This window comes from Litoribacillus peritrichatus (assembly GCF_039537985.1).
Lineage (GTDB): Bacteria > Pseudomonadota > Gammaproteobacteria > Pseudomonadales > Litoribrevibacteraceae > Litoribacillus > Litoribacillus peritrichatus.
In genome coordinates, this window is record NZ_BAABBN010000007.1 from 818694 (window position 1) to 843215 (window position 24522).

At 45.0% G+C, this 24522-nt stretch carries 21 protein-coding genes; 9 read left to right on the top strand and 12 right to left on the bottom strand.

The genetic code is table 11. The features are described from left to right. Positions 1 to 40: 40 nt before the first annotated feature. Complete coding sequence (locus tag ABD744_RS13370; RefSeq protein WP_344799013.1) at positions 41 to 1285, bottom strand: pyridoxal-phosphate-dependent aminotransferase family protein; 1245 nt, start codon at positions 1283 to 1285, stop codon at positions 41 to 43. A gap of 279 nt (positions 1286 to 1564) precedes the next feature. Here ABD744_RS13370 and ABD744_RS13375 point away from each other — a divergent pair, with 279 nt between their 5' ends. After that, entirely contained in the window at positions 1565 to 4651 is a 3087-nt protein-coding gene (locus ABD744_RS13375) for a PKD domain-containing protein (RefSeq protein ID WP_344799014.1), read from the top strand. An 81-nt stretch (positions 4652 to 4732) separates the two neighbouring features. On the opposite strand, the gene ABD744_RS13380 is transcribed toward ABD744_RS13375, so the two are convergent. The 5 genes from ABD744_RS13380 to ABD744_RS13400 form a co-directional block, all read right to left on the bottom strand. Beyond that, positions 4733 to 5554 carry a hypothetical protein gene (locus tag ABD744_RS13380; protein ID WP_344799015.1) on the bottom strand — a complete coding sequence of 274 codons (822 nt, stop codon included), beginning with the start codon at positions 5552 to 5554 and terminating at the stop codon, positions 4733 to 4735. Positions 5555 to 5583: 29 nt separating this feature from the next. Further along, complete coding sequence (locus tag ABD744_RS13385) at positions 5584 to 6402, bottom strand: hypothetical protein (RefSeq protein WP_344799016.1); 819 nt, start codon at positions 6400 to 6402, stop codon at positions 5584 to 5586. Between the two features lie 34 nt (positions 6403 to 6436). Continuing rightward, positions 6437 to 7618 carry a hypothetical protein gene (locus tag ABD744_RS13390; protein ID WP_344799017.1) on the bottom strand — a complete coding sequence of 394 codons (1182 nt, stop codon included), beginning with the start codon at positions 7616 to 7618 and terminating at the stop codon, positions 6437 to 6439. A 251-nt stretch (positions 7619 to 7869) separates the two neighbouring features. Then, positions 7870 to 8292 carry a hypothetical protein gene (locus ABD744_RS13395; protein ID WP_344799018.1) on the bottom strand — a complete coding sequence of 141 codons (423 nt, stop codon included), beginning with the start codon at positions 8290 to 8292 and terminating at the stop codon, positions 7870 to 7872. Positions 8293 to 8439: 147 nt separating this feature from the next. Then, entirely contained in the window at positions 8440 to 9210 is a 771-nt protein-coding gene (locus ABD744_RS13400; RefSeq protein ID WP_344799019.1) for a glutathione S-transferase family protein, read from the bottom strand. Between the two features lie 157 nt (positions 9211 to 9367). Here ABD744_RS13400 and ABD744_RS13405 point away from each other — a divergent pair, with 157 nt between their 5' ends. Then, positions 9368 to 10288 (top strand): LysR substrate-binding domain-containing protein, encoded by a 921-nt coding sequence (locus ABD744_RS13405; protein WP_344799020.1) that lies wholly within the window; start codon positions 9368 to 9370, stop codon positions 10286 to 10288. A 135-nt stretch (positions 10289 to 10423) separates the two neighbouring features. Continuing rightward, a complete protein-coding gene (locus tag ABD744_RS13410) occupies positions 10424 to 11317 on the top strand; it encodes a patatin-like phospholipase family protein (protein ID WP_344799021.1) in 894 nt (297 codons plus the stop codon). Positions 11318 to 11409: 92 nt separating this feature from the next. Here ABD744_RS13410 and ABD744_RS13415 read toward each other — a convergent pair whose 3' ends face one another. Beyond that, positions 11410 to 12300 (bottom strand): SDR family NAD(P)-dependent oxidoreductase, encoded by an 891-nt coding sequence (locus ABD744_RS13415; protein ID WP_344799022.1) that lies wholly within the window; start codon positions 12298 to 12300, stop codon positions 11410 to 11412. A 239-nt stretch (positions 12301 to 12539) separates the two neighbouring features. Between ABD744_RS13415 and ABD744_RS13420 the strand changes: the two genes are divergently transcribed. After that, entirely contained in the window at positions 12540 to 13178 is a 639-nt protein-coding gene (locus tag ABD744_RS13420; protein WP_344799023.1) for a TetR/AcrR family transcriptional regulator, read from the top strand. Positions 13179 to 13274: 96 nt separating this feature from the next. Further along, on the top strand, positions 13275 to 14165 hold the full coding sequence (locus tag ABD744_RS13425) for an alpha/beta fold hydrolase (RefSeq protein ID WP_344799024.1): 891 nt from the start codon (positions 13275 to 13277) through the stop codon (positions 14163 to 14165). On the opposite strand, the gene ABD744_RS13430 is transcribed toward ABD744_RS13425, so the two are convergent. After that, on the bottom strand, positions 14162 to 14758 hold the full coding sequence (locus ABD744_RS13430) for a pyridoxamine 5'-phosphate oxidase family protein (protein ID WP_344799025.1): 597 nt from the start codon (positions 14756 to 14758) through the stop codon (positions 14162 to 14164). The genes ABD744_RS13425 and ABD744_RS13430 overlap by 4 nt on opposite strands. A gap of 122 nt (positions 14759 to 14880) precedes the next feature. On the opposite strand from ABD744_RS13430, the gene pdxR reads away from it, so the two are divergent. Further along, on the top strand, positions 14881 to 16392 hold the full coding sequence (pdxR, locus tag ABD744_RS13435) for a MocR-like pyridoxine biosynthesis transcription factor PdxR (RefSeq protein ID WP_344799026.1): 1512 nt from the start codon (positions 14881 to 14883) through the stop codon (positions 16390 to 16392). 26 nt (positions 16393 to 16418) lie between these two features. On the opposite strand, the gene ABD744_RS13440 is transcribed toward pdxR, so the two are convergent. Continuing rightward, positions 16419 to 17210 (bottom strand): substrate-binding periplasmic protein, encoded by a 792-nt coding sequence (locus ABD744_RS13440; RefSeq protein WP_344799027.1) that lies wholly within the window; start codon positions 17208 to 17210, stop codon positions 16419 to 16421. 239 nt (positions 17211 to 17449) lie between these two features. On the opposite strand from ABD744_RS13440, the gene ABD744_RS13445 reads away from it, so the two are divergent. From ABD744_RS13445 to ABD744_RS13455, 3 genes are all read left to right on the top strand, one after another. Then, entirely contained in the window at positions 17450 to 18184 is a 735-nt protein-coding gene (locus ABD744_RS13445) for a substrate-binding periplasmic protein (protein WP_344799028.1), read from the top strand. A gap of 61 nt (positions 18185 to 18245) precedes the next feature. Beyond that, positions 18246 to 19781, top strand: coding sequence for a methyl-accepting chemotaxis protein (locus ABD744_RS13450; protein ID WP_344799029.1), 1536 nt, complete (start codon positions 18246 to 18248; stop codon positions 19779 to 19781). A gap of 58 nt (positions 19782 to 19839) precedes the next feature. Beyond that, complete coding sequence (locus tag ABD744_RS13455; RefSeq protein WP_344799031.1) at positions 19840 to 20223, top strand: PAS domain-containing protein; 384 nt, start codon at positions 19840 to 19842, stop codon at positions 20221 to 20223. 95 nt (positions 20224 to 20318) lie between these two features. Here the strand turns inward: ABD744_RS13455 and ABD744_RS13460 are convergent, their stop codons facing one another. The 3 genes from ABD744_RS13460 to astE all read right to left on the bottom strand — a co-directional run bounded on the left by ABD744_RS13460 (position 20319) and on the right by astE (position 24479). Further along, positions 20319 to 22520 carry a CHASE2 domain-containing protein gene (locus ABD744_RS13460; protein ID WP_344799032.1) on the bottom strand — a complete coding sequence of 734 codons (2202 nt, stop codon included), beginning with the start codon at positions 22518 to 22520 and terminating at the stop codon, positions 20319 to 20321. Between the two features lie 68 nt (positions 22521 to 22588). Next, the gene (locus ABD744_RS13465) at positions 22589 to 23314 is read right to left on the bottom strand and encodes a FecR family protein (RefSeq protein WP_344799033.1); all 726 of its coding nucleotides are present in this window, start codon (positions 23312 to 23314) and stop codon (positions 22589 to 22591) included. 133 nt (positions 23315 to 23447) lie between these two features. Further along, positions 23448 to 24479: a succinylglutamate desuccinylase gene (astE, locus tag ABD744_RS13470; protein ID WP_344799034.1), complete on the bottom strand. Its 1032-nt coding sequence runs from the start codon at positions 24477 to 24479 to the stop codon at positions 23448 to 23450. Between the last annotated feature and the right edge of the window lie 43 nt (positions 24480 to 24522).

The window sequence follows — 24522 nt, forward strand, 5'->3', positions numbered from 1 at the left end:
ATTGAATTGAGGCAACTGAATTGAGATAACTGAACTGTATTTAATCTACGAAGTGGTCGAGGTCGCGAACTAAGTTGGTTTCAAGGGCGGCCATGCCTTGGGCTATATCCACTTCGAAACCGTTTTTCTTAAACGACATTCCCAGTGCATAAAGCACTTTAAATAAATTGTGAGAACGGCATTGTTCGCCCATCTGGCCAATACGAATGATGTTCAGGCCGAATGCGCCAGAGATTTCGACATTGAACCTCTCGACCATGTAATTTCGGATGGCTGCGGAATCGGCTCCTTCCGGCAGATTAATGGCCACTACGGAGTTAAGCCGGTGTTCTTCTTTCACAAACAAACTCAAGCCCATGGCTTCGATACCGGCTTGCAATGCTTTGGAGCTTAGTTCATGTCGTTCGAATCGGTTTTCCAGTGTCTCGGTACAAATCAAGCGTAAGGCTTCGTGCAAAGCAAGAATGCCCGGTACGGGGGCGGTGTAATGGTATTGCTGGTGGCCCCAGAACTTTTGAGCGCGAGTCGCATCGAGACACCAGTGCGGGCATTTGTTTTCTCGGGTTTCGATGATGTTCCAGGCGGTTTCTGAAAAAGCCAAAACCGAAACACCCGGAATGGAGGATAAACCTTTCTGGCCACCTGTCACCACAATATCAAGATTCCAGGCATCCATTTTGAGTGGCATTGTGCTTAAGGTGCAGACGGCATCAACGATCACCAGTGCTCCGTGCTCTTTGGCGGTTGCCGCGATCTCCGGCAAAATGCTGTTGAACATCCCGCAAGAGGTTTCGCCTTGTGCCATTGTTACGACGTCGTATTGCTTTTCAGCCAATGCTCGTTGAACGCCTTCCAGAGTAATGGCGTGGGGTGGCTTAGTGGCGCTTTCATGATCGGGTCTGGATTTGGCAGACAAGTAATCGACTTCCGCGCCTATGCCTTCGGCCATTTCACCAAACCGATTACTGAATGTGCCCATGTCGATAACAAGCACTCGCTTGCCTGGCCACAATACGTTGGTGATGGCCATTTCCATAGCGGCAGAAGAAGGGCCAGCAACGCCGATGATTTTGTCGCTCCGGGTTTGAAAGGCGTACTGTGACATCAGCTTCACCCGCTGAATCACCTGATCCATGGTATCCCCCAAGTGATTAATCACCACCCCATTGGCTTGGGCAACTGCGTGAGGAATCGGAACCGGACCGGCCCCCATTAACAGCAAAGGCTCACTGGGTAATAAGTTGCTTAAGGCAATTTCTTTGGGAGGCAATATTTCAGAGCTCATGATCGTTTCCATCTATACAGTCAATTAACCATGTTAACCGCATTGTTTTTAAAGCGATAGGTACAGAATGGCTGAAGGTTTGGCGGGAACTGTTATGGCAATAGGTTTACAGAGATTGAGTCCGTCTGTTTTTGATGAAGACATAGAAACGTAAAAGTGGTCTTTGTTTGTTTAAAAATTGACATTTAGGTCAAAGAAATCAATCATATTTCAACTGGTTATATTGATATAATTATCCGTTATCAAAGCAGCTTGTTTTGATAATCCAAGGAGGGATTTGTGCTTAAATTTAAACCGGGCGTTAATCAACTGCTCACTGTTGTGGCCGTTTCTGCTTCCCTTAGTGCTTGTGGTGGTGGAGGCGGAGGTGGTTCATCTGATGGAGGTGATCAACCGGCTGCAGTTCAGACCGGTCAGCTGATTGATTCAGCCATTGAGGGGGTTGCTTACCAAACGGGCTCTTTGTCTGGCTTTACTAATACCGAAGGTCAATTTCAATATCGTGCAGGAGAACGGATTACGTTCAGTATCGGTGGTATTCAACTGAATGCGGGTGTTGAGCCAGTTGCAGGTGGAATATTAACGCCTGTGGAGCTAACAAGCAGCGATGCCCCCGGTGAAGCCAAGGCCATTAATCTAATGCAGTTGTTACAGAGCCTTGACGACGACGGTAACCCGGACAACGGCATTAAAATTACTGAATCTGTCAGAAACAATGCTCAAAATACCACTTTGGATTTCAATTCGCCTGCTTTTGCCAATGAGGTGATCAACGCCGTCGCCGAGTTGACCGAAGGCACGGGTGTGGTGGTTGATCCTGATGATGCGCTTAGCCATTTTTATGAGACAGTGATGCAACTCAGAGAGGACGGAAACACTAACCTTCCAGATACGAAAGGGTTGGTACTTCCTGAGTTTACTCAGGTGGCCTATATTCAGCCTGTCTCCGATGAAGAAACGGGAGCCATTCAAACGGTATTAACGCTTCCTCCCGGTTCCGCCAAAGTCACCATTCAGTTGGATGAGGGTGAAGAAGTTAATATGGACTTCTCGGAGGACCGAAAAACCTGGTTACATCAATATCACTTGGCGGCAGGCGCGGATGTGGATGTCGTTGTCAGGTTGAAAAGTAAAAATGGAATGTTATTGGGTCATCATACGCAGCCCTTAACAGGAGCGGTTTTAGACACGGATAACGATGGCGTTCCAGACAATCAGGATGCATTTCCAGAAGACCCGAACGAAACTCAAGATTCGGATCAGGATGGTATTGGCAATAATGCTGATACGGACGATGATAATGATGATATAGCAGACACCAGTGATCGTTACCCGCTGGATTCGAATATTGTTATTTGGCCAGTGAATGATGACGGTTTGAGTGGCGCTTTACGAGATACACACGGTGATAAGTTAAAAGTTGCAGGCACTCTTGAAATTAAAGCCCCAAAAGAGGCTTCTGACATTCACTCTTATGAAATTTTTTGGGCCGATCCAGATAGTGAAGTGATTCAAGGTGGTGTTCTTAAAACCTTACTTGTAGAGAATGCCTCAGATAAGTTTCTGCTAATGGACTTAACAGAGCCTCTGACCATGCCAGACGCCGATAGCCAACTCAAGCTGGTCGCAAACAATACGCAAGGCGCTGACTTGATGAGTACCATGATTCGTTTCCATGATTTTACTGGTAACGTTAATGTAAGTGGTAAAGGTGGTAACTTAATTACTAACTGGGAATACGGTGTAGATCGCGATCATTTATCGGCTTACAGAGAAAACATCGCGGGAACCGATTACTGTTACTTTGATAACGGTTTGGTCATGGTTGTTGATATGAAGAATGAATTCGACAACCGTTCAGAACATACAAAAGATGACGTACTTTACCCTGCGTTTAATTTTGATTGCAGTGAGAGCCTCGTCAATAACCAGTATACAGTTTACAAACAAGATCAGGATACAGGTGAAGATATTGTTTCTACGTATTCCGCACTGAATGACGCTTTCTTTTATGGCAAAGTTACTTTCGATGCATTCTTTAAATATCTGGGGCGTCCACCGGTGGATGATAAGTGGCGTTTAAGAGTTCATTACGGTGATGAATTCGGAGGTGTAGGAGCTTTTTGGAATGGAAGTTACGCTAACTTTGGCGATAATAAGTTGTTTTCTTATGGCAATGCCAGTTTAGACATAGTGGCTCATGAATTGGGGCACGGGTTTCTGTTTCATAATTCTCAGTTAAGTCCGGATACCGCAGATTTCACAAAGGATGCACTTACAATGCACGAAGCCTTTTCAGACATGACGGGCGTAGCGGTTAAACATTTTTATACCGGCCAGCTGGATTGGCTGCACGGGAAAGAAGTCGACACCCCACTTTTAAGAGACGGCAGTAAAATCATTACCCATGAAGGTGCTATACCAAGTTATTTCGATTATGAACAAGCAGGTGTGAATCAATATCTAAGAATTGGAATGTTAAGTTATCCCTTTTACCTGCTCACCAATCAGTGGGGCATTGAGCGCAGTTATCCATTATTTCTGGAAGCGGCTCAGACATGCTGGCAACCTAATATGAGCCTACCTGATGGGGCGCAATGTGTTCTGGACGCTGCGACTCAGCTTGATGAACCTCAAGCGGATGTAATCGAAGCTTTTAGAGCCGTTAAGATTAAATTGTACGATGAAGGCTCGATGGCACACTTTAGGTTCACGCCTAAAAAAGAAACCATCAGTTTTAATGCTGACAGCTCTGTGACTACTCGTGAGATTACTCAATGGCATTGGGATTTTGACGATGGCTCGACATCCAATGAACAGCATCCGGTGTATGAATATGCACAAGGTGGAATATATAACCCGACGCTAACGATTACGGATAATCAAGGACAAACAGACACTTTTACCCGACCGATAGATGTATTCAGTGGTTATTGTCCTCCTGTTGGGATCAGTAATGCAGATCGTGTTATGAGTCGTGTAACCATAAATAATCAGCATGTGATTAATTCCGGTGATGATCCTGAACGGTATGACTATACGCAGTTAATAATTCCTATTGAAGATGCCAATAACATCTCTATTAAGGTGGAAGGAGAAAACGGTAATGATAATTCAATAGACTGGCGGATGTGGCTAGATGCCAACGATGACGGAATTTTTGATAATTCACCTGGTTCGTCAGAAATTGTGCATGACAGCGGCTCCCCTCAAGGCAGTGCTTATGAGTTGGAAACCGATATACAAATACCAGTAGGCAGTGATCCTGGGCCTTTGAGACTGAGATTAGCGGGGCAGTTAAGTGTAACCTCTTCTTGTAACCTTCAGTTAAAAACAACAGTTGATGTCTTAATACAGGCAGAGTGATTTTTAAAAGTCGCAAGTACTTGAACAGGGATCACCCGGTGGTGATCCTGTGTTACTTACTAGGGTTCAAAGCTAATTGAATTAGGTTGAAGGCAGGGCTTTTTCATTGCTCGGAAAAGTCAGTTTCACCGACTCCATGATGCGGTTTTCTGCCGCTTCTGCGTGGTCTTTCCAGAGTTTGAATTTGTCGTTGATGTCGACGCGATATCGAAATTGAAGGCAAAGATAAAACTCATTACTCAAAGGAAAGCAGTACATATTGTCTTTAGATAATGAGTTTACTTGCGGTTCGCTGTAGTACACCCATTGTCTGTTCTTGATAGATACGACTTTATAAGGTGATAAAGGGGGGAAACCCATAGCCTCCATTCTCAGTCTGAGTTCTCTGTCATATTCTGATTTCGAAAAAGGGCTACCCAAGCTTTCTGATAAAAGATCGACTTTTTGTCTGATTTCAGTGTTGAGGCCCTGGCCGTGATCTTCGGGTCCTCCGATAACTGGAGAGTTATAGTGTTGATCATATTCTTCAAGTAAATGCGTTCCTAATGCATCTAGGTTAAATGCATCAATCTCTTTGTCTTTAGGAACCTTTTTTATCTGAGAAGAACAAAAAAGTACACCAAGTTCACCATTTAACGTGTATTTGACTGAGGGGACGTACATCCACATTTGTGTACTAATGGGAACATAATGGTGTTGTCTGCTTTGTGTACAATTACTTTCAAACCAGTTTTGTTTAGAAATAGGAAATTGAATATTTCTAGGCTTCTCCTGAGTATCCACATTGGTATATGGCAAAGATATACTGAAATTAATGTCATCAAAAGAAGTGTTTATTGTGTGTGTTTCGGTAAAGTCGGGGCCTCCACGAAAGCCTCGTAAGAGGCTTTTAATTACTTTCATCAACAAGTCCTTTTGCTTTGATGACTGTCTTATGAAGAAGGTAAAGCTCTTTCATCGTTTGGAAACGTTAACTTCACTGATTCCATGATGCGCTTTTCTGCCGCTTCTGCGTGGTCTTTCCACAGATGGAATTTGTCGCTGCAATCAACTCTGTATCCAAAGCTCATGCAGAGATAATATTTGTCACTTAGTGGTGTGCAATAGACACGATCTTTAGTCGGACGAGCTTTTGCTTTTTGTTCTATGTAAAATACCCAAGGGCGGTTTTTAATGGTTTTTATCTGATGAGGAGATAAAGGAGCGTAGCCTATATCGGTTAATCTAAGTTGTGTTTCTCTGTCTATTTGTTCTTGCGACCAAGGTTCGTTTCGGCTGTTTGAGTAGTCTATTACTTCTTGACGTATTCTTGTATTCCATCCTTTAAATGAATCTTCCTGATCCTTGTTAATTGGAGCATTATGATACTCTTCATACTCCGTAACTATGTGTTTTCCGAGTTCATTTAAATTAAAAGCGCTAATGCTACTATGTGGTACTTTTCTTAATTGGGTTGTTAATGATAGAACGCCTAGTTCGGCATTGGGCAAGCCAACCAACGGAACGTAGTACCAAAGCTGAGTATCAACGTGTACGTAATTATTTTGATTGATTTTTTTAGAATTTTCTTCAAACCAATCTTCTTTTAAAAATGAAAAATGGATCGGACGAGGAGGTTCCTTGGTATTGACGTTTGAATATGGGAGCCTCACGCTGAACTGAATGTTTTCAAAAGAAGCATTGAAATTATTTGTTTCAGAGAAGTTTGGCCCCCCACGAAATCCTCGCAAGAGATTTTTTACCACACCCATAAAGAGTCCTTACTGCTGGTTTTGTTATTCAGGGCTATACATTGGCATTTTCATTAATGTATTGCTGAACTTGGGCTGCTTTTTTGTCATAGCCTAACATTTGAAGCTGAGTTTTGTAGGTTTCGACGCCTAAATAAGGCAAGGTATGTGGGCTGGCAAGCGGCTCATCTCCTATAATTAACCCAAAGAATCTAAGGCTTCGTTTTAAACTACTACCGGAAAGGTCGTTAGAACCTGCAATGTTGGGAACGGCATCGAAGGGGTTATTTTTTTCTTTGTGGATTTTCATTCCCAGCGCATGAGCGATGGAGTTGATTCTTGGCATGTAGGCGCCAGATCCGTGAATAGTAATTTCCTGGTTTGTCAGGAGTCCAGTATAATGACTGCTGTAGTGCTCAAGAGCAGCACAAAAGATTATGGCTCCTTGGCTATGAACTAACCACTTTGTTGGCTTTCCTTGCATTTGGCGCTGCTTTAAGACGGCTGCTAAGTGCTGGGCGTTGTGTGACTTTTTTCCTCTACGTTTGTCAAAACCAGATTCAATTAGATCAATCATCGTTTGATCTGTGGGGTTGTGGAATAAGGTATAACTCTTGATGTCATCATCAGGGTAAGCCACCTGAGAGTGAACTCCCATTAACCAGGCGGCTTTATTCAATTCATTTAACATGCCATTAACGGCAGCGTGTTCGGTGTGTATTTGGCTAACGGCATTACCCAATCTCCACTCTCTTTGAAGTACTCCTAACTTTTCTTTGCTTATTGCCCCATCGTAAACGCTATTTGTTCCTGGGGCTCTACTAACACTCCATAAGGCAGTACGTTCATTGGAATGATTTCCATCATTAGCTCTGACCAATGAACGATCAAAATAAATATCATTGATAACAACTTGGTTATTAGAGTTGATTTTATACTCGATCAAATAATGATAATGTTCAAATGGGTATTGGGTTCGGTAGAGTCGTTTTCTTAAAGAGGGTTTACTGCTAGGGTCACATGCTGTGTGAGGGTTTTTTACGACAAAATGAATTTCTTTGAGTACTTGCTGCTGGTCATAATAATTTAAGCTGGCAAGCATTAGCAGCGCTTGGTGAGATATCTGAATGTTTTGGTTTTGAATAAAGGCAATGTTTATACCGTGCTCATGCGCTAAATTGTGGTTCAGCGGTGTGTAATCAAAGCCTTGTGTTTTTCCTGCATGCATCCATGTCATTTTTCTAATCCGTCCCTAAAAGAGTGTTGAATTGCTGTGTGAATGGATTGTTATGCTACTAAAGCGGCTTCCGAAATCTGTACGATCGGTGATCAAATTTTTCAGAAATGAGAATCGGTAGATACTCTTGGCGTAAAAGATATGTCGATTTTATTACTTTTGAATTGATACTGGATTTGTTCAGATTGGAGGGGTGAGAAGAAGGCTAAGACATACGAAAAGGTCGCTTATCTTAGCCTTTGAAAGCAGGGTTATTTATCCGGAATTGCTTTGTCTATGGTTCTGAGCGATCTAAGGAACATCCCCAGCCCGCCTACGGATAGCACCAGAATCACAATCAGGTCAAAAGCACTCATGGATCTGAAACTGAACTGAATGGAGGCGATGACGCCAAACACCAGGGCGACAATTGAGCCGATGGCAAGCAACCAGCCGAAGATGTTTTTTGCGTTATAAAAAATAATGCCGACACCAAACATGAAAGGGATCATGATCATCCCGGTTGTAATGCCGTAAGTACCCCCAAACGCGGACACTGCATACATTCTTGCGCCTAGGCCGAAACTTGTTGTGATGGAGATTGAGTTCAGCAGCAAGTAAAACCCACCACACATCATTACTAGGCTAAGAAAAAATTGGCCGACGCCACCGGCCGTACCTCCAGCTCCTTTCATATTTATCCCTCTATGAACTGATAATTTATGGGATAAATCATACCGATGAAGCGTGATAAAAACTAATTTTTCACTTTGTTTTGCTTTTAAAGTCTTTATTCGGAGCTTGCCAGTAAGAAGGGTTCCGTGGTCGTAGAGTGAGTAACTTTAAAGTGATAAAGGCAATTCTAAAAACTCTGAATAAATGAAGTCTCTGTGTTCCAACAGTATGGGGTCTAAGGCTTCTGCGATTTGATCATCCATGGTTTCAAAGACTGTTCGGATGACATCATACATAGGGCATTGTGCGGCGGGCAATGGTTTGAAATACGCCATAAAGGTGGCGCTGTAAATATCGACCATAGAAACGCTGGAACCTATATAAAATCGGCTGCCGTTTTCTTTCTGGGATTTAAGCTGCTCAGAAAGCATTGTCAGAATAGTTACAATTCGCTGTTGGTATTCAGGGGCTTGTTCTGGTTGATAGCCGTACTTGTGGGCTAAATACTGCGCGATTTCTTTTGGGAAGCCTCCTGAATTATTGAGTCCTTTGTGAACACCTTCTAAACGCCGAGTCCAGCCTAAGCCCATTTCTCCGCAGATTTCATGGCTTAAGCCCATGGCCAGAGCACGTTCTTTAGGGTCTGAAGGAAGTAAAGGCGGAGATGACGAAAGGCGTTCCGCCAGAAACAAAATATCGGCCCAACCGGAACGTGCGGGTTCATTGTTATAGATGGCCACCGGAGCGTTTCGTGATCCTGTCCATTGGGCTAATTCGTTATCTTTTGGGTTTAAGTATACGGCGGACCAAGGCAACTTTTTGAGGTGAAAAATGCCTTTAGCGGCTTCACTCCAGGGGCTGGGCAAGCCAGCAACGACAACCATGCGAAGGCCTTTTTGTTCTTTTGCGGTTGGCAGGTCAATGTAGTTGAAAGGCACGTGAATCTCTCCGTTGAATATGGGCTGTTTTGTGAGCTTCATCTTGATGTGTAATGCTTCAGGATTCAAACGATCATATCTTAAGCTTAAGTTAGAAAATCTAATCTTGGCTTGTTAGTATCAAACCCGTAATTGACTTCTTTGATTGGCTCATAGCATGAGCGTTACGAATGGACACCTTAGTTTTATGCCAACAGCGCATCGGTCACCTCCAATTCAATATCTGAATACCTTTGTTGTTGCTGCAAGGTTCAGCAGCTTTAAGCGGGCAGCGGAGCAGTTGAATGTCACGCCGTCGGCAGTGAGCCAGCAGATGAAATCTCTTGAGCAGCATTTAGGGTTGTTTTTGTTCAGCCGAAGGCAGCGTGAGTTGGCTCTGACTCAAGCGGGTCAGGATTTCTTCCGCTATGCGAAAGGGGTGATGGATCTTTACGAAAGCGGATATGCATCGTTTTCAGAGAAACATCATTCGTCTAAGTTAATTGTCAGCATGATTCCTTTTGTGGCGAATCAGCTGGTGATCCCTTCTTTGGAAGATTTGTACGCTCAGTTTCCTGACATGGATTTGGTGATTGAAACCAATATGGCCATCGAAGATTTGGCGTCTTCTGAACTGGATGCCGCAGTTCGCTTTGGCATCCCGCCTTGGCAAGACTGTCAGGCAGAATTGATTGCCAGTGCTCAACTCAATCTGATGGCCTCACCTGAATATCTACGACAGCACCCTTTGAGTGGCGCGAGGGACTGGCAGCACCAGACTCTCATTCATATTCGCAGCCGAGTGAATGATTGGCAGCGTTTTTTAATGAGCAACAAGTTAACAGTTCAACCGAAGAAAGAATTGTATTTCGATTCGTATGAGGCGGGAATGAATGCGGCTGAAGCTGGGTTGGGTATTGTTATGGGAGTGTTCCCAATCTCCCGTCAAATAGTAGAAGACGGGAGATTGGTTTCAATTCTGGATCAACCTTACGAGATGGAAGAAGCATTTTATTTAGTTACAAAACCAAATTTGGTAAAACAGGCAAATTATCGGCAATTACTGAACTGGTTGCGGAACGTGTTTAATAAGCATTAAGAGGCTTCTTTACCGTCTTACTTTATTCAGATTTATCCGATTACGCTTTTTTGCTCATATCTTCTTGTGATTTTTTCTGATTAGGATAGGGTGGCCTTTGAAGAAAACCGGTCAATTAACAGCAGAGGTTTATCAATGAGATGGAACCCATTTAATACATCCATCGGCGTTGCTTTAGGCGGCGGTGCAGCAAAGGGTATTGCGCACATTGGGGTATTAAAAGCCTTTGAGAAAGAAGGTGTAAAAATTTCGTATTTATCCGGCACCAGTATTGGTTCACTGGTGGCGGCTTATTACGCATTTGGGAAAAGTATTGATGAAATCCTGGAGGTCGGTGAGCAGCTCAGTTTTAAACGAATTTCCAGCTTTTCGTTCCGTAAAGATGGTTTATTTACAACTGACTCAATCCGGGAAATGATTATCCGGGATTTGGGCGATGTGAATATTGAAGATGCACATATTCCTTTGGCCATTTGCACCACAGACATTATCACGGGTGAACAGGTTGCCTTTGAAAAGGGTAACCTGGCCAGCGCTATTTGTGCATCGGTGGCCGTTCCAGGTTTATTTGCGCCCGTTGAAATAGACGGTCGTAAACTGGTGGATGGCGGCATTGTTGAAAACGTACCGGTTTCGTTATTGGATGACATGGGCGCAGGGATCATCGTGGCGGTGGACTTAAACGGCGTGAAGACTTACCCGGAGCCCACGGGAATGCTTGATGTCGCGAGTAACGCGATCAACATTTGTATGGATCTCAGAACAAGAGATCAGTTGAAACAAGCCGATGTGGTTTTATCGCTGGACTTGTCGGACTACAGCCTGACGGATAACTCCGACCGGGCAGAGCAGTTGTTGTTTGAAGCGTATCAACCGATGAGGGCGAAAATTCGTCAGGTGTTGTGGTTCAAGCGAACCAGCTATTTGCACTACCTGATTCGACTGGTGAAGAATATAGTACCGTTGAAAATACCGGAGCTGTTCAAACGGTTTGGTAAACCGAGTTTTCCAAGCATAAAAATCAAGTAACACTTATAAAAAAGCTGAACCTTGTGGCTCAGCTTTTTGGTGGTTTCAACCTACTTAATATTAGGCGTGCTTGTGTTTAAATTGGGCTGGTTTTACGCCACTTCCGCCTGTGCCTTTTTTGCTTTTTGCTTAGCTTGATAAGCGCGAAGCTTTTCTTCGAATTGATAACTCAGATTCATGATTCGGGTTGCAGACGTTGGAGATACGTCATAAACCACCTCGGCAAGAGAACCCAGCGGTGTGGTGACTTTCTTTTGTTTGGTTACCAGAGATTTCAACACCAATTGTGCTGCGCGCTCTGGCGACATAACCGGCAGGTAATCGTAAGTTTTGGTTGGTGCAATCATAGGTGTACGAACCAAAGGCATGTAAACCGTCGTAATGTTGATATTGTCTTGAGCCACTTCATTGGTCAGGCATCGGCTGAATGCATCCAGTGCAGATTTACTTGCTATGTACGCCGAGAAACGCGGCACGTTGGACTGGCATCCCGCAGAAGAGATGTTGATGATGTGGCCTTTCTTGCGCTCTCTCATTGATGGCAGGAAGCCAAGAATCATTTGTAAGCAACCAAAGTAGTTAAGATCCATAGTGCGCTCAAAATCGTGGATGCGATCATAAGCGTCATCAACAGAACGACGAATGGAGCGGCCAGCATTATTGATCAGCACATCTATTGGGCCGTGGTCTTCCAGTACTTTTTCAACCAAGGCTTTACACGAGTCGGTATCACTCAGGTTACAGGTATAAATGTGCGCTGTACCACCCAGCTCTTCCACTTCTTTTTTTGCAATTTCTAAATTCTCAAGACCGCGTGCGACTAGAATCACCGTGCCGCCGGCTTCACCAATTTGACGGGCAACGGCTAATCCAATACCACTGCTGCCGCCTGTGATTAATGTCAGTTTCTTATTTAAAACTTTAGGTAGAATGGGTTTTCTTACGATGCCAAGAGTTTCGGAAAGAAGTGTTTCTAGAGCCATTTTAATAATCCTTATTTAAAATTTGTGAATCAGGCGACTTCCGGGCTGCCTTCAGTTTTATATAATTATGTTACCGACTGGTCACATAATTTAGCGGTGAACTTTTGGGCTGTCAACGAAATGTAAAGACAATGTTACTTATGGGTAACATCTTTGCGATCTGTTTGGTGTTTAGAGTTAAAACTCAGTATTAGTTTAGAGTTAATACTCAATAATTGTGCGGGCTGTAGGGGTTTGAAGTGTCTGAAAAACAGGTTAAAAACAAAGAGCAAACCATGGCTCGAATACTGGTCGCCGTTGAAGAAATATTGGCAGAGGAAGGTTTTGGCGCGTTAGGGATCAATCGTATTGCTAAGCAGGCGGATGTCGGTAAGGCGCTTATCTATCGGTATTTTGGTGGTTTGGAAGGCGTGATTGACGCCTATGGTGAAACGGACAGTTTTTGGCCAACCGTTCATGAAATCCGGGGCATGTCGAAAGGAGACTTTGTGGCGTTGTCTTTGAAAGACCGCTGTAAAACCATTTTCAGAAACTTCAGGCGTGCACTTAAGAAGCGCCCGCACACCGTTGCTATCTATGCCTGGGAAATGGTTGAAAAAAATGACATCACCAAAAACCTGATTGCAAACCGGACACAAACCTCGATCAATGTTGTTCAGGAAATGCTAAGCGAAAGTAAGCAAGTTTATTCAAAATACGATCATGAAATGACAGCATTATTAGGGGCGGCATTACTCCAGCTGACCATACGTGAACACATGAAGTCTCCGTTCGCGGGGATGGACTTAGACAGTGAAAAAACCTGGGATCGAATTGAAGGGGCGTTGGATACCATTTTCAGTGGCTTGGAAGCGTTGCACAAACCTCAAACTAGTTAAAAAATTATTTTTAATTCTTTAATATGAACTTGGTTCATTTTTGAACCAGAAAAAATCCGTATAATGCCGTTCTCTTTAGTAGGGTGTTATAGGGTTATGGAATTTTTAGGCAGAGACAATCTCCATCGGCTGTCTCATCAAATGCGCAGTTATTTAGGCGGTTTGACGCTCAAGCAGCTGGACGTTGGTACTCAACGTTACCGCTATTTAGACAGCGGCCCTGCGCATCACAAAGAAACCATTCTTTTTCTGCATGGTCTTTCAGGCAATAAGACGCAATGGCGGAGCCTGATGAATATATTTTCAGGCAAGTACCGTGTGATTGCCTTTGATGTCCCTGGTTTATGCACATCCCTGAAGACTGCCTCTGATCAGTACGATTTTAAAACGCTGGCAAACGAGGTGGATGCCTTTGTTAATGCGCTGGCGCTGGAGGACTTTCACTTGTTCGGACACTCTCTGGGAGCGAGTGTTGGCGTTGTTTATGCGGGTCGGAACGGCCATAAGTTGTCTTCATTAACCTTGTGCTCTGTGGTGGCGATTGATAACTCGGTGACCGAAGATGGTCTGGGCCTGACGCCGTTTGCAGAGTTTAAAAAGCTGATGATGTTCAACACCGTGGAAGACTTTTCCCGGCTGTCTGACCGGCTTTTCTATGCACCGCCAAAAGCACCGGATGCCGTACTGAAGTATTCCATGAAGGAGGTGCTTAAACAGCGCCAGTTTTACGTGCAGTTATTGTCTGATTTAAACGACAGCGCACAACTGGTTCAGAGGGCATTACCTTTCATTGACTGTCCTTGTCTGGTGTTGAAAGGCTCGGATGACTATTTCTTTTCGCCACGAAGTGAAGCCTTGCTGAATCGGCGAGTCAAAAACTTAACTTTCCGAACGCTTGACTGCTGCGGGCATATCCCTCACCTGGAAAAGCCGAGGGATTTGAGTGCGCTTTATGGTTTATTTTTGAATTCTGTAAATGTGGATTAACTTTCTATCTTAATGGGAGCCCCCCATGTCTTTTTCAGTGGTATTTCCCCTGTCCAAGCGGGATAAATCATATCCTGTTCGTCATCGTTCGGGCCGCCGGTACGTATTTTTACAGCCCCTTCGCAAATATTCATTTTCAGTAATGTGGTTGCCTTAAGTTCATGTTCATCGGGCGTTTTAATTTGGCTCCAACGCCCCTCCTCAAGTTGATCCACAAAAAGTTTGTAGGCATGTAACTGATCTTGTTCATTGGTGACCTCTTCAAATTGCCCAAATAAAACGGCCGAACGATAATTAGCACTGTGATGAAAAGCTGTCTTAGACATAACCCAACCGTTCATCTCAGCGAATGAAAGACAAACATCCTTTCCTTTGGCCAGTTGTTTCATCAGCCTGCTTCCCCGGCTACCATGGATATAAACCGAATCCTCTATGCGCCAGATAAGCATAGGAATCGAAAAGGGCGAGCCTTCCTGAATAAAACAGACGTGAGCCATTTTTAAATCATCAATGAGAGGATAAAGGTCTTTGGTGTCGTAGGACGCTCTTTTTGCGGTTCTTTTAACCGTTGATTTGGCTGTTTTTTCTAGCATATCTACTCTCCTATTAATTAACCTGAGTCAGGTGGTGCTTGCTGAAGTCTGATAAGCTGGATTGTGAGGAAATATTGGTGCTAGAGTTAGTGCCAAATTAAAAAATAAAATGGTACCAATTTGTGACGGAACTTGATCCTCTAAGAGACTTTTCTTTCGATTCGGCCAGTCAGCGCTCTCTTCAATCTCAGATTTATCAAGGGTTAAAGTCGAGAATCTTGAAGGGGCGGCTGCAACCAGGGACTCGGCTTCCAGCAACCAGAAAGCTAGCGGAGTTCATGTCGGTCAGCCGTAACACAGTGAATGCCGCATTAGATCAACTAAAAAGTGAAGGTTATCTGGAAAGCAAACCGGGCTCTGGTTGTTTTATTTCAGAGCATTTACCAGAGACCTATTTGACGGCACAAAAAGTGAGCCGCTCCTCAGCAGGCGAGCACTCTCTTGAACGCGTTAATAAACAGCATCGGCGTTTACAGCTTTCTGCTTTTAGTCAGGCTTTGGGCGCTGTACCGATAAAGCAACAGGTTGAAAATGGCAGCTTTGAGGCCGGGGTACCAGATTTAAAAGCGTTTCCAACTAAGAGGTGGGCGCAAATTATTCATCATCAAAGCCAGCGCTCTTCATTGATGGGTTACGATAACCCTCAAGGTTATTTGCCTCTCAGAGAGGTTCTTGCGGATTATTTAAGAACTTCGAGAGGGGTGGACTGCAATGCCTGCGAGATAGTGATTACTGCCGGAGCTCAGCAGGCCAGTAATCTGGCTCTGCAAGTATTGCTAGATCAAGGTGATAGTGTTTATGTGGAAGACCCTGGGTATATAGGGTTTCGCAAAGCGGTTCAGGCAAATGGGGGACAGGTCATTGGCTTGCCAGTGTCCAGTCAAGGCCTGGATCTAGATTTTCTTCCTAAAGCGCCTTCTGGAAAAGTGATGTACATCACCCCCACGCATCAATACCCAATGGGTGGGATTATGCCGTTAGGCAATCGCATGAAGCTACTGCAATGGGCTGCCGACCATGGTGTTTGGGTATTGGAAGACGATTACGACAGCGAGTATCACTATGAGCACAAACCCATCGCAGCCATTCAAGGTTTGGGGCTGAAAGAACAGGTGCTTTACATTGGTTCTTTTAGCAAGGTGATGTTTCCTGGGCTTCGTCTGGGTTATCTGGTGGTGCCTGAAAGGTTAGTAGATGCTTGTGTGAAGGCAAAAAACTTTATGTCCGGGCATTCGCCCATTTTGGAGCAAGCGGCCACCGCAGAGTTTATACAGTCCGGATTATTCATTCGTCACCTGCGTCAGATGAGGGTTTTATATCAGGACAAGCATAATGAAATGCTCCGTGCGTGTAAGACGCACTTGGCTGACTTCATGACGGCGATCTACACCGGAGCAGGTATGCATTTGGTGCTTGTTTTTAAGGGCGCGTTACAAGATAACCATACCTCAGATGTCAAAGTTGTTGAGGCGATGGCGCTAAGAGGCATTCAAGGTGGTGCACTCTCTTCTTATTACGTAGAAAAGCACAGGGAAAATGGTTTAGTGCTTGGTTTCTCAAATACAAATGTAGCTGACATTGAACGAGGGGTATTGCGCATCAGGCAAGCCGTCGAAGCCTGCCTTGATCACTAAGATACTCATGTAAGATGAGATTCCAGCTAATATTGAGGCAGTTCATCCAGTTCCAGCTCAAACGGGTTAATCAGTTCATTCACCCCCCAGGTAGTCAGATAACTTTGCCAGGTTTTATTGTTTTTTAGGCTGTCGATAAAGGCATTTAATTTAGGAATGAGAGGTTGGTTGCGCTTGCTGACCAAGATACTTCGGGTATATGCATCGTGTGGCGAAATCGCAGAGAACAGGTTTTTTTTGGATGGGTCTGTGTATTGCCAATAAAGAAAGCTGGATCGGCTCATAATGAAGGCATCAATTTTATGGCTGGTTAATTGATAAAAATTATCCTGGTCGGTTAGCCGGTCTATGCGTGTGATTTTTTTCTGTTTTACAAAGTTATTGATGCCCTTATAAAAGTAGCCGGTTCTTCCTCCTATCGTCAGGCCAATTAAGTCTTCAGGCTCAGAGTAATTGATGGGTTTATTTGAAAGGCTAATCAGAATGTCTGCGTCCCAAAAAATGTTGTTAGTGGCTGAGACGTTCGGATCTCGGGATTTAAACCAAAGTGCGTTTGCCCACAGTATTAAATAAGGCTGGCCGCTGGCTACGATTTCATTGAGGACAGGACGGGATACCTGCATTAATTCAAGCTGTGTTTCTGGATGTTCAGCGTTGAATAAATCCACCCAGGCTCTGGTTAAATCCAAGGGTTGTCTGGGCAAATAAAAAGGGGCATCGGGGTGGTACGAATAGATCGTATAGGATTCTGGTTTGATTTCAGCAAATACCAGACTGTTCCATAAAGATAGCAACAGGATCAGAAAGCATTTTTTCACTGCAGGCTCCCAATAGTTAATGCCAGTTGAGTTGAGTATAGATCAATATGGCGTGCTACCGAGTGCATGAATTTTGAGTGGCCGAGAATACTCAGAAGGGTCGTGCAGACTTATTTAGAGTAAATCTCTGGTTTGTGGACGGCTCTTGATTATTTGTAATACCTTTTCACTAGACTAAACTCATTGTCAAAATCAATGAATTTTGAATGTAATTAATTGCTTAGAGGTTTGATGTTGGTATGAGTCGTATTCTTGTTGCAGTGCTAGGTTTTTGTTTGGCTTTTTCGGTTTCTGCGGGTGAAAAGGTTTTTCTCACTTCTCTGGAGTGGCCACCTTACGCGGGGCGCTCTTTGCCTGAAGGTGGGGCGTCGGTGGCTGTTGCCAAGGCGGCGTTTGCAGCTGAGGGTTATGACTTGGTGGTGGATTTTCTACCCTGGTCACGAGCTGTGAATGAAGCAAAGGACCCTTCCAGTAAATATTCCGGGTATTTTCCAGAGTACTATTCTAAAGGCGTTGAGGCTGAGTTTGTGTTTAGTCAGGAAATGGGGTCCGGGCCTTTGGGGTTTATTCAAAATACGTCTAATCCGGTGACGTGGAACTCTTTGGATGATTTGTCTAACCAAATCATTGGGGTGGTTCAGGATTATGTAAATACAGACGATTTCGATGCCAGAGTGGCGTCAGGGCAACAGAAAACTCAGGCCGTGACCAGCGATGCGATTAATGTCCGAAAAGTGGCGGGTGGACGTATTCCGTTGGCGGTTATTGATCAGAATGTCTTCCAGTATTTGTTGAAAACGGATAAATCACTGAAAGGCGCAAGCGCTAAAGTAGAGATGAACGCTAAGCTGCTTGAAGATAAGAAATTATTCGTTTGCTTCAAAAAAACTTCAGATGGCAAGAACATGGCCGATATCTTCAATCGGGGATTAAGCAAAATTAACGTAGATGAAATTATGAAAAAGTATTTATAACTTTTCATGACTTTATTTTCGTTGGTGGCTTGTATTTGAGGATAAGGTAAAGGGTGATGATGTGGCTAGGAAGATAGGTTTTAAACTGATAGTGCTGCTTGTTGTGACCTTGACGTTCTTCCTGATAGCGTTTGGATACTACGACTATAACCAGGTCCGTGACAACTTGATTTCACAAACTGAAAAGCAGTCTGAAATGGCCATTCAGCGTTTATCCAAAAGTCTCCCGGGGTTGGTTTGGAACTTTGAAACCGACCAGGTGGATCAGGTGTTGCTGTCGGAAGTAAAGGCCGGTTTTGTGTACGGCATCATCATCCGAGATGCAAAAGGTGAGGTAACGAAAGGGCTGATCAATGAGGATTTTGAAGGCATTAAGAAAACGGTGCCTTATAAAAATCACAAGTGGGACGGCCCCACCCTGAAAGAAAAACTGGAATTTGATGATTACGGTACGAAGAAGAAAATAGGCTCGGTTTCTATTTGGATTGACGAGTCTGAGATGAACGCTCAGTTGGCGGACGTAGTTGAGCAAACCATTTTCAAAACCCTGGTACTGGATATTATTCTGGCGGTGGTGATTAGCCTTGCTGCAAGAACCCTGGTCGATCGGCCACTCACTCAAGTGATTAATGCGTTGCACGATATTGCCGAAGGTGAAGGCGACTTGACCCGTCGACTGGACTCCAAGCGCAATGATCAGATTGGTGATCTGGCGAATGAATTTAATACCTTCGTAGAAAAGATTTTTACCTTGGTGATTGAAACCCGAAATTCCATGCGGGAAATGGAAGGCTGGGTGAATAAGGTGGCTGCCAGCGCTGTCGACATTAAAGGTGATTTACACGAGCAACACGAAGAAATTGATCAGGTTACAGCGGCGACCCATGAACTGGGAATCGCTTCGCAAAACGTTGCAGAAAACGCGCAACAGGCTGCTGAGTCTGTACACAGTGCTGATGCCGCCGCAGCTCAGGCCAATACCATTGTGATGCAAGGAATAGAGGCAATCAAAGAACTGGCCGAAGAAATCGATTCCGGTGCCCAGGCTGTGGATTTGTTGCAGAACGATGTGGCGAACATTACCAGTGTTTTGGCGGTCATTCGGGGCATTGCTGAACAAACTAACTTATTGGCATTGAATGCCGCCATTGAAGCTGCGCGTGCGGGTGAGATGGGGCGTGGGTTTGCGGTGGTTGCGGATGAAGTTCGCGCTTTAGCCAGCCGAACTCAGGAAGCCACCGAGGAGATTCAATCCATGATTGAGAAACTCCAGGGCGGCGCTCAAAAAGCCGTTGAGGCAATGCGTTCCTCGAAAGGACGCAGTGAAGACAGCGTTGAGATGAGTTCTAAAACGGGCGATGCGCTCAGTGATATATCGAACGCGATGTCTGTAATCAATGACATGAGCATCCAAATTGCGAGTGCCACGGAAGAGCAGAATGCGGTTTGTGATGACGTTACCCGGAACCTGACCAAAATAACCAGTATTGCTGGCAACATCACTGAGGTGTCTCAGACATCGGTAGAAACGGCGTCTTCCCTTCAGGATTTAAATAAGCAGGTTTTACAGTCTTTCGATCGATTTAAAGTGGATTAGCCCCCGGAGCAGTTCTACACTGATAGTTATCTGAATAGATAACTGTCCGTGGGGGATTATGTCTGGGTTTGAAGATTTCGAAGCACTCATCGGAAATGCCAATGTGGGCATCCACTGTGTTGATAAAGATGGCTATGTGATCTACGCCAATCAATGGGAATTAGAAACCTTAGGTTATCAACGTGATGAATATGTCGGCCATCATGTTTCGGAATTCGAAGTGGAAAAGGGTGAGCTGGCAAAGCTGATGAAGGTCTTAGCGGAACGTCAGGAAATCGAAAACTACCCTTATCGTGTTCAAGGCAAAAATTGCGTTCGTAACATCATATTTAATTCAACGGTTTATAAAAAAAACGGAAGCTTTCAGCATACCCGTTGTTTTGGATTAAATGTTGAAGAGGAAGTGTTCGCTGTTTATAAAAAAATGGCCGGTCAGGTCTGATCTTAATTATTCCACGATCTGAATGACAATCAAATCTGACTGAGATGATCGGAATTTGTTTTCTTTCCTTGGTCCGGTTTCTATCGTGGAACTAACTACTTATCGGTATGCACAAAGACCCCGTCCCAGTTTACCTCCGGTGGTGACTTTTGATACTGCCGGATTCTGTTGACGTATAATTTGTACAACTTTGCCCGGCCATCTTTGCGAATGATCAACTGGTGCAGGATTTTCAGACAATGATTCCAGTCCTGTGCCCGGTAACAGAGCAGCATTTCATTAAACGCGTTTACTTCTTCAACTTCCTTCTCAGAAAGAAGGTCGTGATGGCCGATGGGTTCATAAATACTGACAGGGCGATCTTTGCCTTTCACTTTGACCCGGTCCAGCTCTCGGCATAATATTTCAGGAATCAGGGCACGTGTTTCTTCACCGATGATGATGTCGACGCCGTATGACTTGGTTAAACCTTCCAGCCGTGAGCCGAGGTTTACGGAATCTCCCAGTACGGTATACGCCATTCGGAATTCAGACCCCATATTGCCAACGTCCATGGTACCGGTATTGATGCCTATGCCGATTTCGATGCGCGGCCATTTCTTTTGCTTAAAGTGTTGGTTGAGCTTGGTCAGCTCTTCAATCATTTCTTCGGCGGCATGAATGGCGTTGTAGTGATGCCGCTCATCCGTGATCGGAGCCCCCCAAAAGGCCATAATGGCATCGCCCATATATTTATCGATGGTGCCATTGTGTTTATGAATGATGCGTGTCATGGGTGTCAGGTATTCACTCATCAATTTAGCCAGTTCTTTTGGCTCCAGTCCTTCTGAGATATTGGTGAACCCTCTGATGTCGGTAAACAGAACCGTCATTTCCCGACTTTCGCCATCCAAAGCAAAGCTTTCCGGTGATTTGGCCATTTCAGAGACGATTTCTTTAGGAATGTACTGGCTGAACAGTTTGGCAAGATGACGCTTGGCTCTGGACTCCACCAAATAGCCCCAGGCTGTCTGGAATGCGATGAGGCAGAATACCAGCATTAAAGGGTTGGCCAGTTGTAAGATGATGCCCTGATTCCAGGCGAACATATTGAACGCGGTGTAACCGGCAACGAGCACGGTTGCCAGAATCAGGTGTTTTATCGGGCTGTTCAGTGCCGGTGAGAAAATGAGAATCAAACCCATGATTAATATCGTAATGAATTCCTGAGCAATGGAATAACTGGGCTGAAAGCGGGTGGTGCCGTCCAGTATGCCGGAGATGAGGTTGGCATGAACCTCAACACCCGGGTAGTTTTTTTGTAACGGGGTGGATCGCAGATCCAGCAAACCGGGGGCTGTTGTGCCAATCAGTACGATTTTATCTTTAATGCGGGGAATTGGGTGTTTGGCTGTTAATACTTCTTCAGCGGACAGATAAGGATAGCTGTTTTGTCGGCCTCGATACGGCACGTACACTTCCGTTTTGCCATTGGTTGGGATGTACTGTTTGTCAATGATGATGCCTTCGATGGCCAGATATTCGTCTTGTCGCTGGATGTCTAGTTTGAGGTTTGTGCTGTTCGTGGCAACCTGATAAGTGGCGAGTGCCAGAGAAGGGTATATGCCACCGTTATACATTTGAATCAGAGGAACTTTGCGATAGATGCCATCCGGGTCTACCGATGGATTATCAAAAAAGCCTGAATGGGCAGCGGCTTGTTGAAGTTGTTGCAAGTTGCCTGTGTAGCTTGAAGGGGTAATCAGGCTGACTTTATCCCGGATGGAGGGGGATAAACGTGTCTCCGGAGCAGGTAGTGCATTAATTGGGTTGGTGGTTCTGTTCTGGTTAAACACATAACCAAGAATGACCGGACGGTTCACGATGTCTTTGGTGAACTGTTGATCGTAATTCAGTTTGGCTTGCCAGTCCTGAACCAGCTTAAAGGGGAGGTAGTCCTTGATTTCCTGAAGGAGTTGAATCCCGTCCGAGGTGTCTTTTTCTGCAAAGACCATATCAAACGACACGGTTTTGGCTTGGTGGGTGTCAGTCAGTTTGCGGGTTAACTTTCCGATGATGTCTCTGTTCCAGGGCCATTGGCCGATGGCCTGAAGACTTTTTTCATCAATGTCGACGATGACGATTCGGTTATCCGTTGAATTGGGGGCGGTGGCTTTGAGCCGAACGTCATAAGAAAAACGTTCCAAGGCATCAAATAAGGTTATGTTCAGTGTCCCTGTGACATGCATTAAAAACACGAGAAGGATCAGCAGGCTTAACGCAAGACGAACCAATTTTTTAATGCTTTTAAAATTCATTCACTTTCACCCGCTAGGCATTACATGAGTCTGGAGAGCAGATTGATCAGGAATTGAGGATCTTCGCGTTAGTATCCTCGTCTCGGAGAGCTGTAGCCCATAGATGAAGAAAAGGGCGGAGTGCGACCGGTAATGGCTTCGATGAGACTGAGTTCTTCGTCTGTGTGGTTTTTAAAAGGTGCGGCCGTGATTAACTTACCTTCAGAGCCGTCAGCCAGAATGTACCTTGGGGCATCGTGGTGTTTCGACTCAATGGTTTCTGTGCTTTGTTGATCATTATTCGCGACAATATCGACCAGTCCGTAGCAGGTGCAAACGTAGCTGACATCCGGTGCTGATTCGGTGTATATGCCTGTGCCTCGAATGCCGATGGTCGCAGTGGTGGTTTCAAGTTGATGACTTTCGCCTGATTTACGCTTGCCTAACACGGAGAGCAGCTTTCCGGAAATCAAACGTAAGCCGGATTCAAGTGTTTTAGACGCTCCCTTGAGTTGTAAGCTGCTGTTTTCTCTAAGAATGTGGGCATCTTTCCCAACCACAAAAATGATATGGCTGTTGCTGCCGGTTTCTACCAGGGATTGGGCAGTGATAAAGGTGGACTGGGTCGCAAGTTGGCCGTCTACGTACACTTCCCCGGACATTTCATAAATGGATTGGTCTGGGGGTAACTCTTCCGGGATATTGCCGAAAGCGTGCACCAGTGGTGCTAAAATCCCACTCGCGCCCAGCCCAATGTAGCCACCGCTGATGAGCGATGCTCGAATGAAATCCCGACGTAGAAAACGATTGGTCATAATCCCTCACTTTTTGGTTGCCCTTAAAAGATTTATAGCACAGGGATAATTTTTTGCCGGGTAAAGCGATCGCTGACTTGTTTCAATTGCGGGCAAGACCGTTTTACGATCTTGCCTGAGTCACGTTGCAGATTTATTGTTTTTTGAGCATGAGGCCCGCTCGCTGACCTTTCGGCACCTTGCTGTTTGGGAATACGATGTATTGGGTGGCTTCTCCGACCCGATATTCCTGCTGAGTATCGTTCCAGATCAGTTCGCCCTTATTAAAGGGAGCGAAGTTCCAGACGTCCTCTTTGATGTGGAGTTCGAAACCGTCACCGGTATTCAGGATTTCATGGCAGACCTCGAACACATCCACTTCCTCGGCCAGTTGGTCGGGGATGCTCGCCTCTTTGGCTTCGATCAGTTGGCACAAGAGTGTTTTAACGGCCTGATACTTTGATAAGTCATTTTGACCAAAAGGTCTCACGCTGCCCAGTTCAATGGTGAAGCTTTCGGCGTGGTGTTTCACCGAAGTATACGCAGAGAAAGTCCCGGCGGGAGTGGCTTGCAGTAACACCGTTTTTACATCGGCGGCCTGCATTATTGCCAATTGTTGCTTGGGGGGCGTTCGGTTTGGCACATAAGGGTAGAGCGAAAACTTTTCACGATGAGAACCCCGAATGGCGGTATGGAGGTCATAATGCCAAAGTTCCGAAGCGTCTTGATTCGTTTCTTCAATAAAAGCATCGACCCAGGCTTCTAACTGTTTGGCTCGTTCGGTCTCAAGGTTGGGCGACTTTCCGGGGGCCGAATGTTTGCCTAAAAACAGCCGATTCAGGTTTTCTTCCACGAAGCGTTCCGCAATTCTCATCGAATTAGGGTTGCCAAGCAAGAAAAGAACCGGCCTTTTGGGCGTCAGCTGGCCGCTTAATATTTCGTTCACCAATTGGTTGCAGACTTCAATGGGCGCGGTTTCATTGCCGTGTATGGCCGATGAAAAAATTAATTGTTTGTTGTCCGCCGAATTGTCTGGAATAACCTGAATGCCACCTAAGCCAATGCGCGTTACCCGACAGCCGTTGTCGAGCTGGATTTCATTGGTGGGGGGCGTCGGCGTTAAGTCATTGAGTGTTTCTGAAAGAAAGTCTTGGTTTTCGGCGAAAAAAGGAGAGGAAACCGTCATACAACACCTCAACAAGGGTCAGAAGATGCGTTGCTGCTTAGAG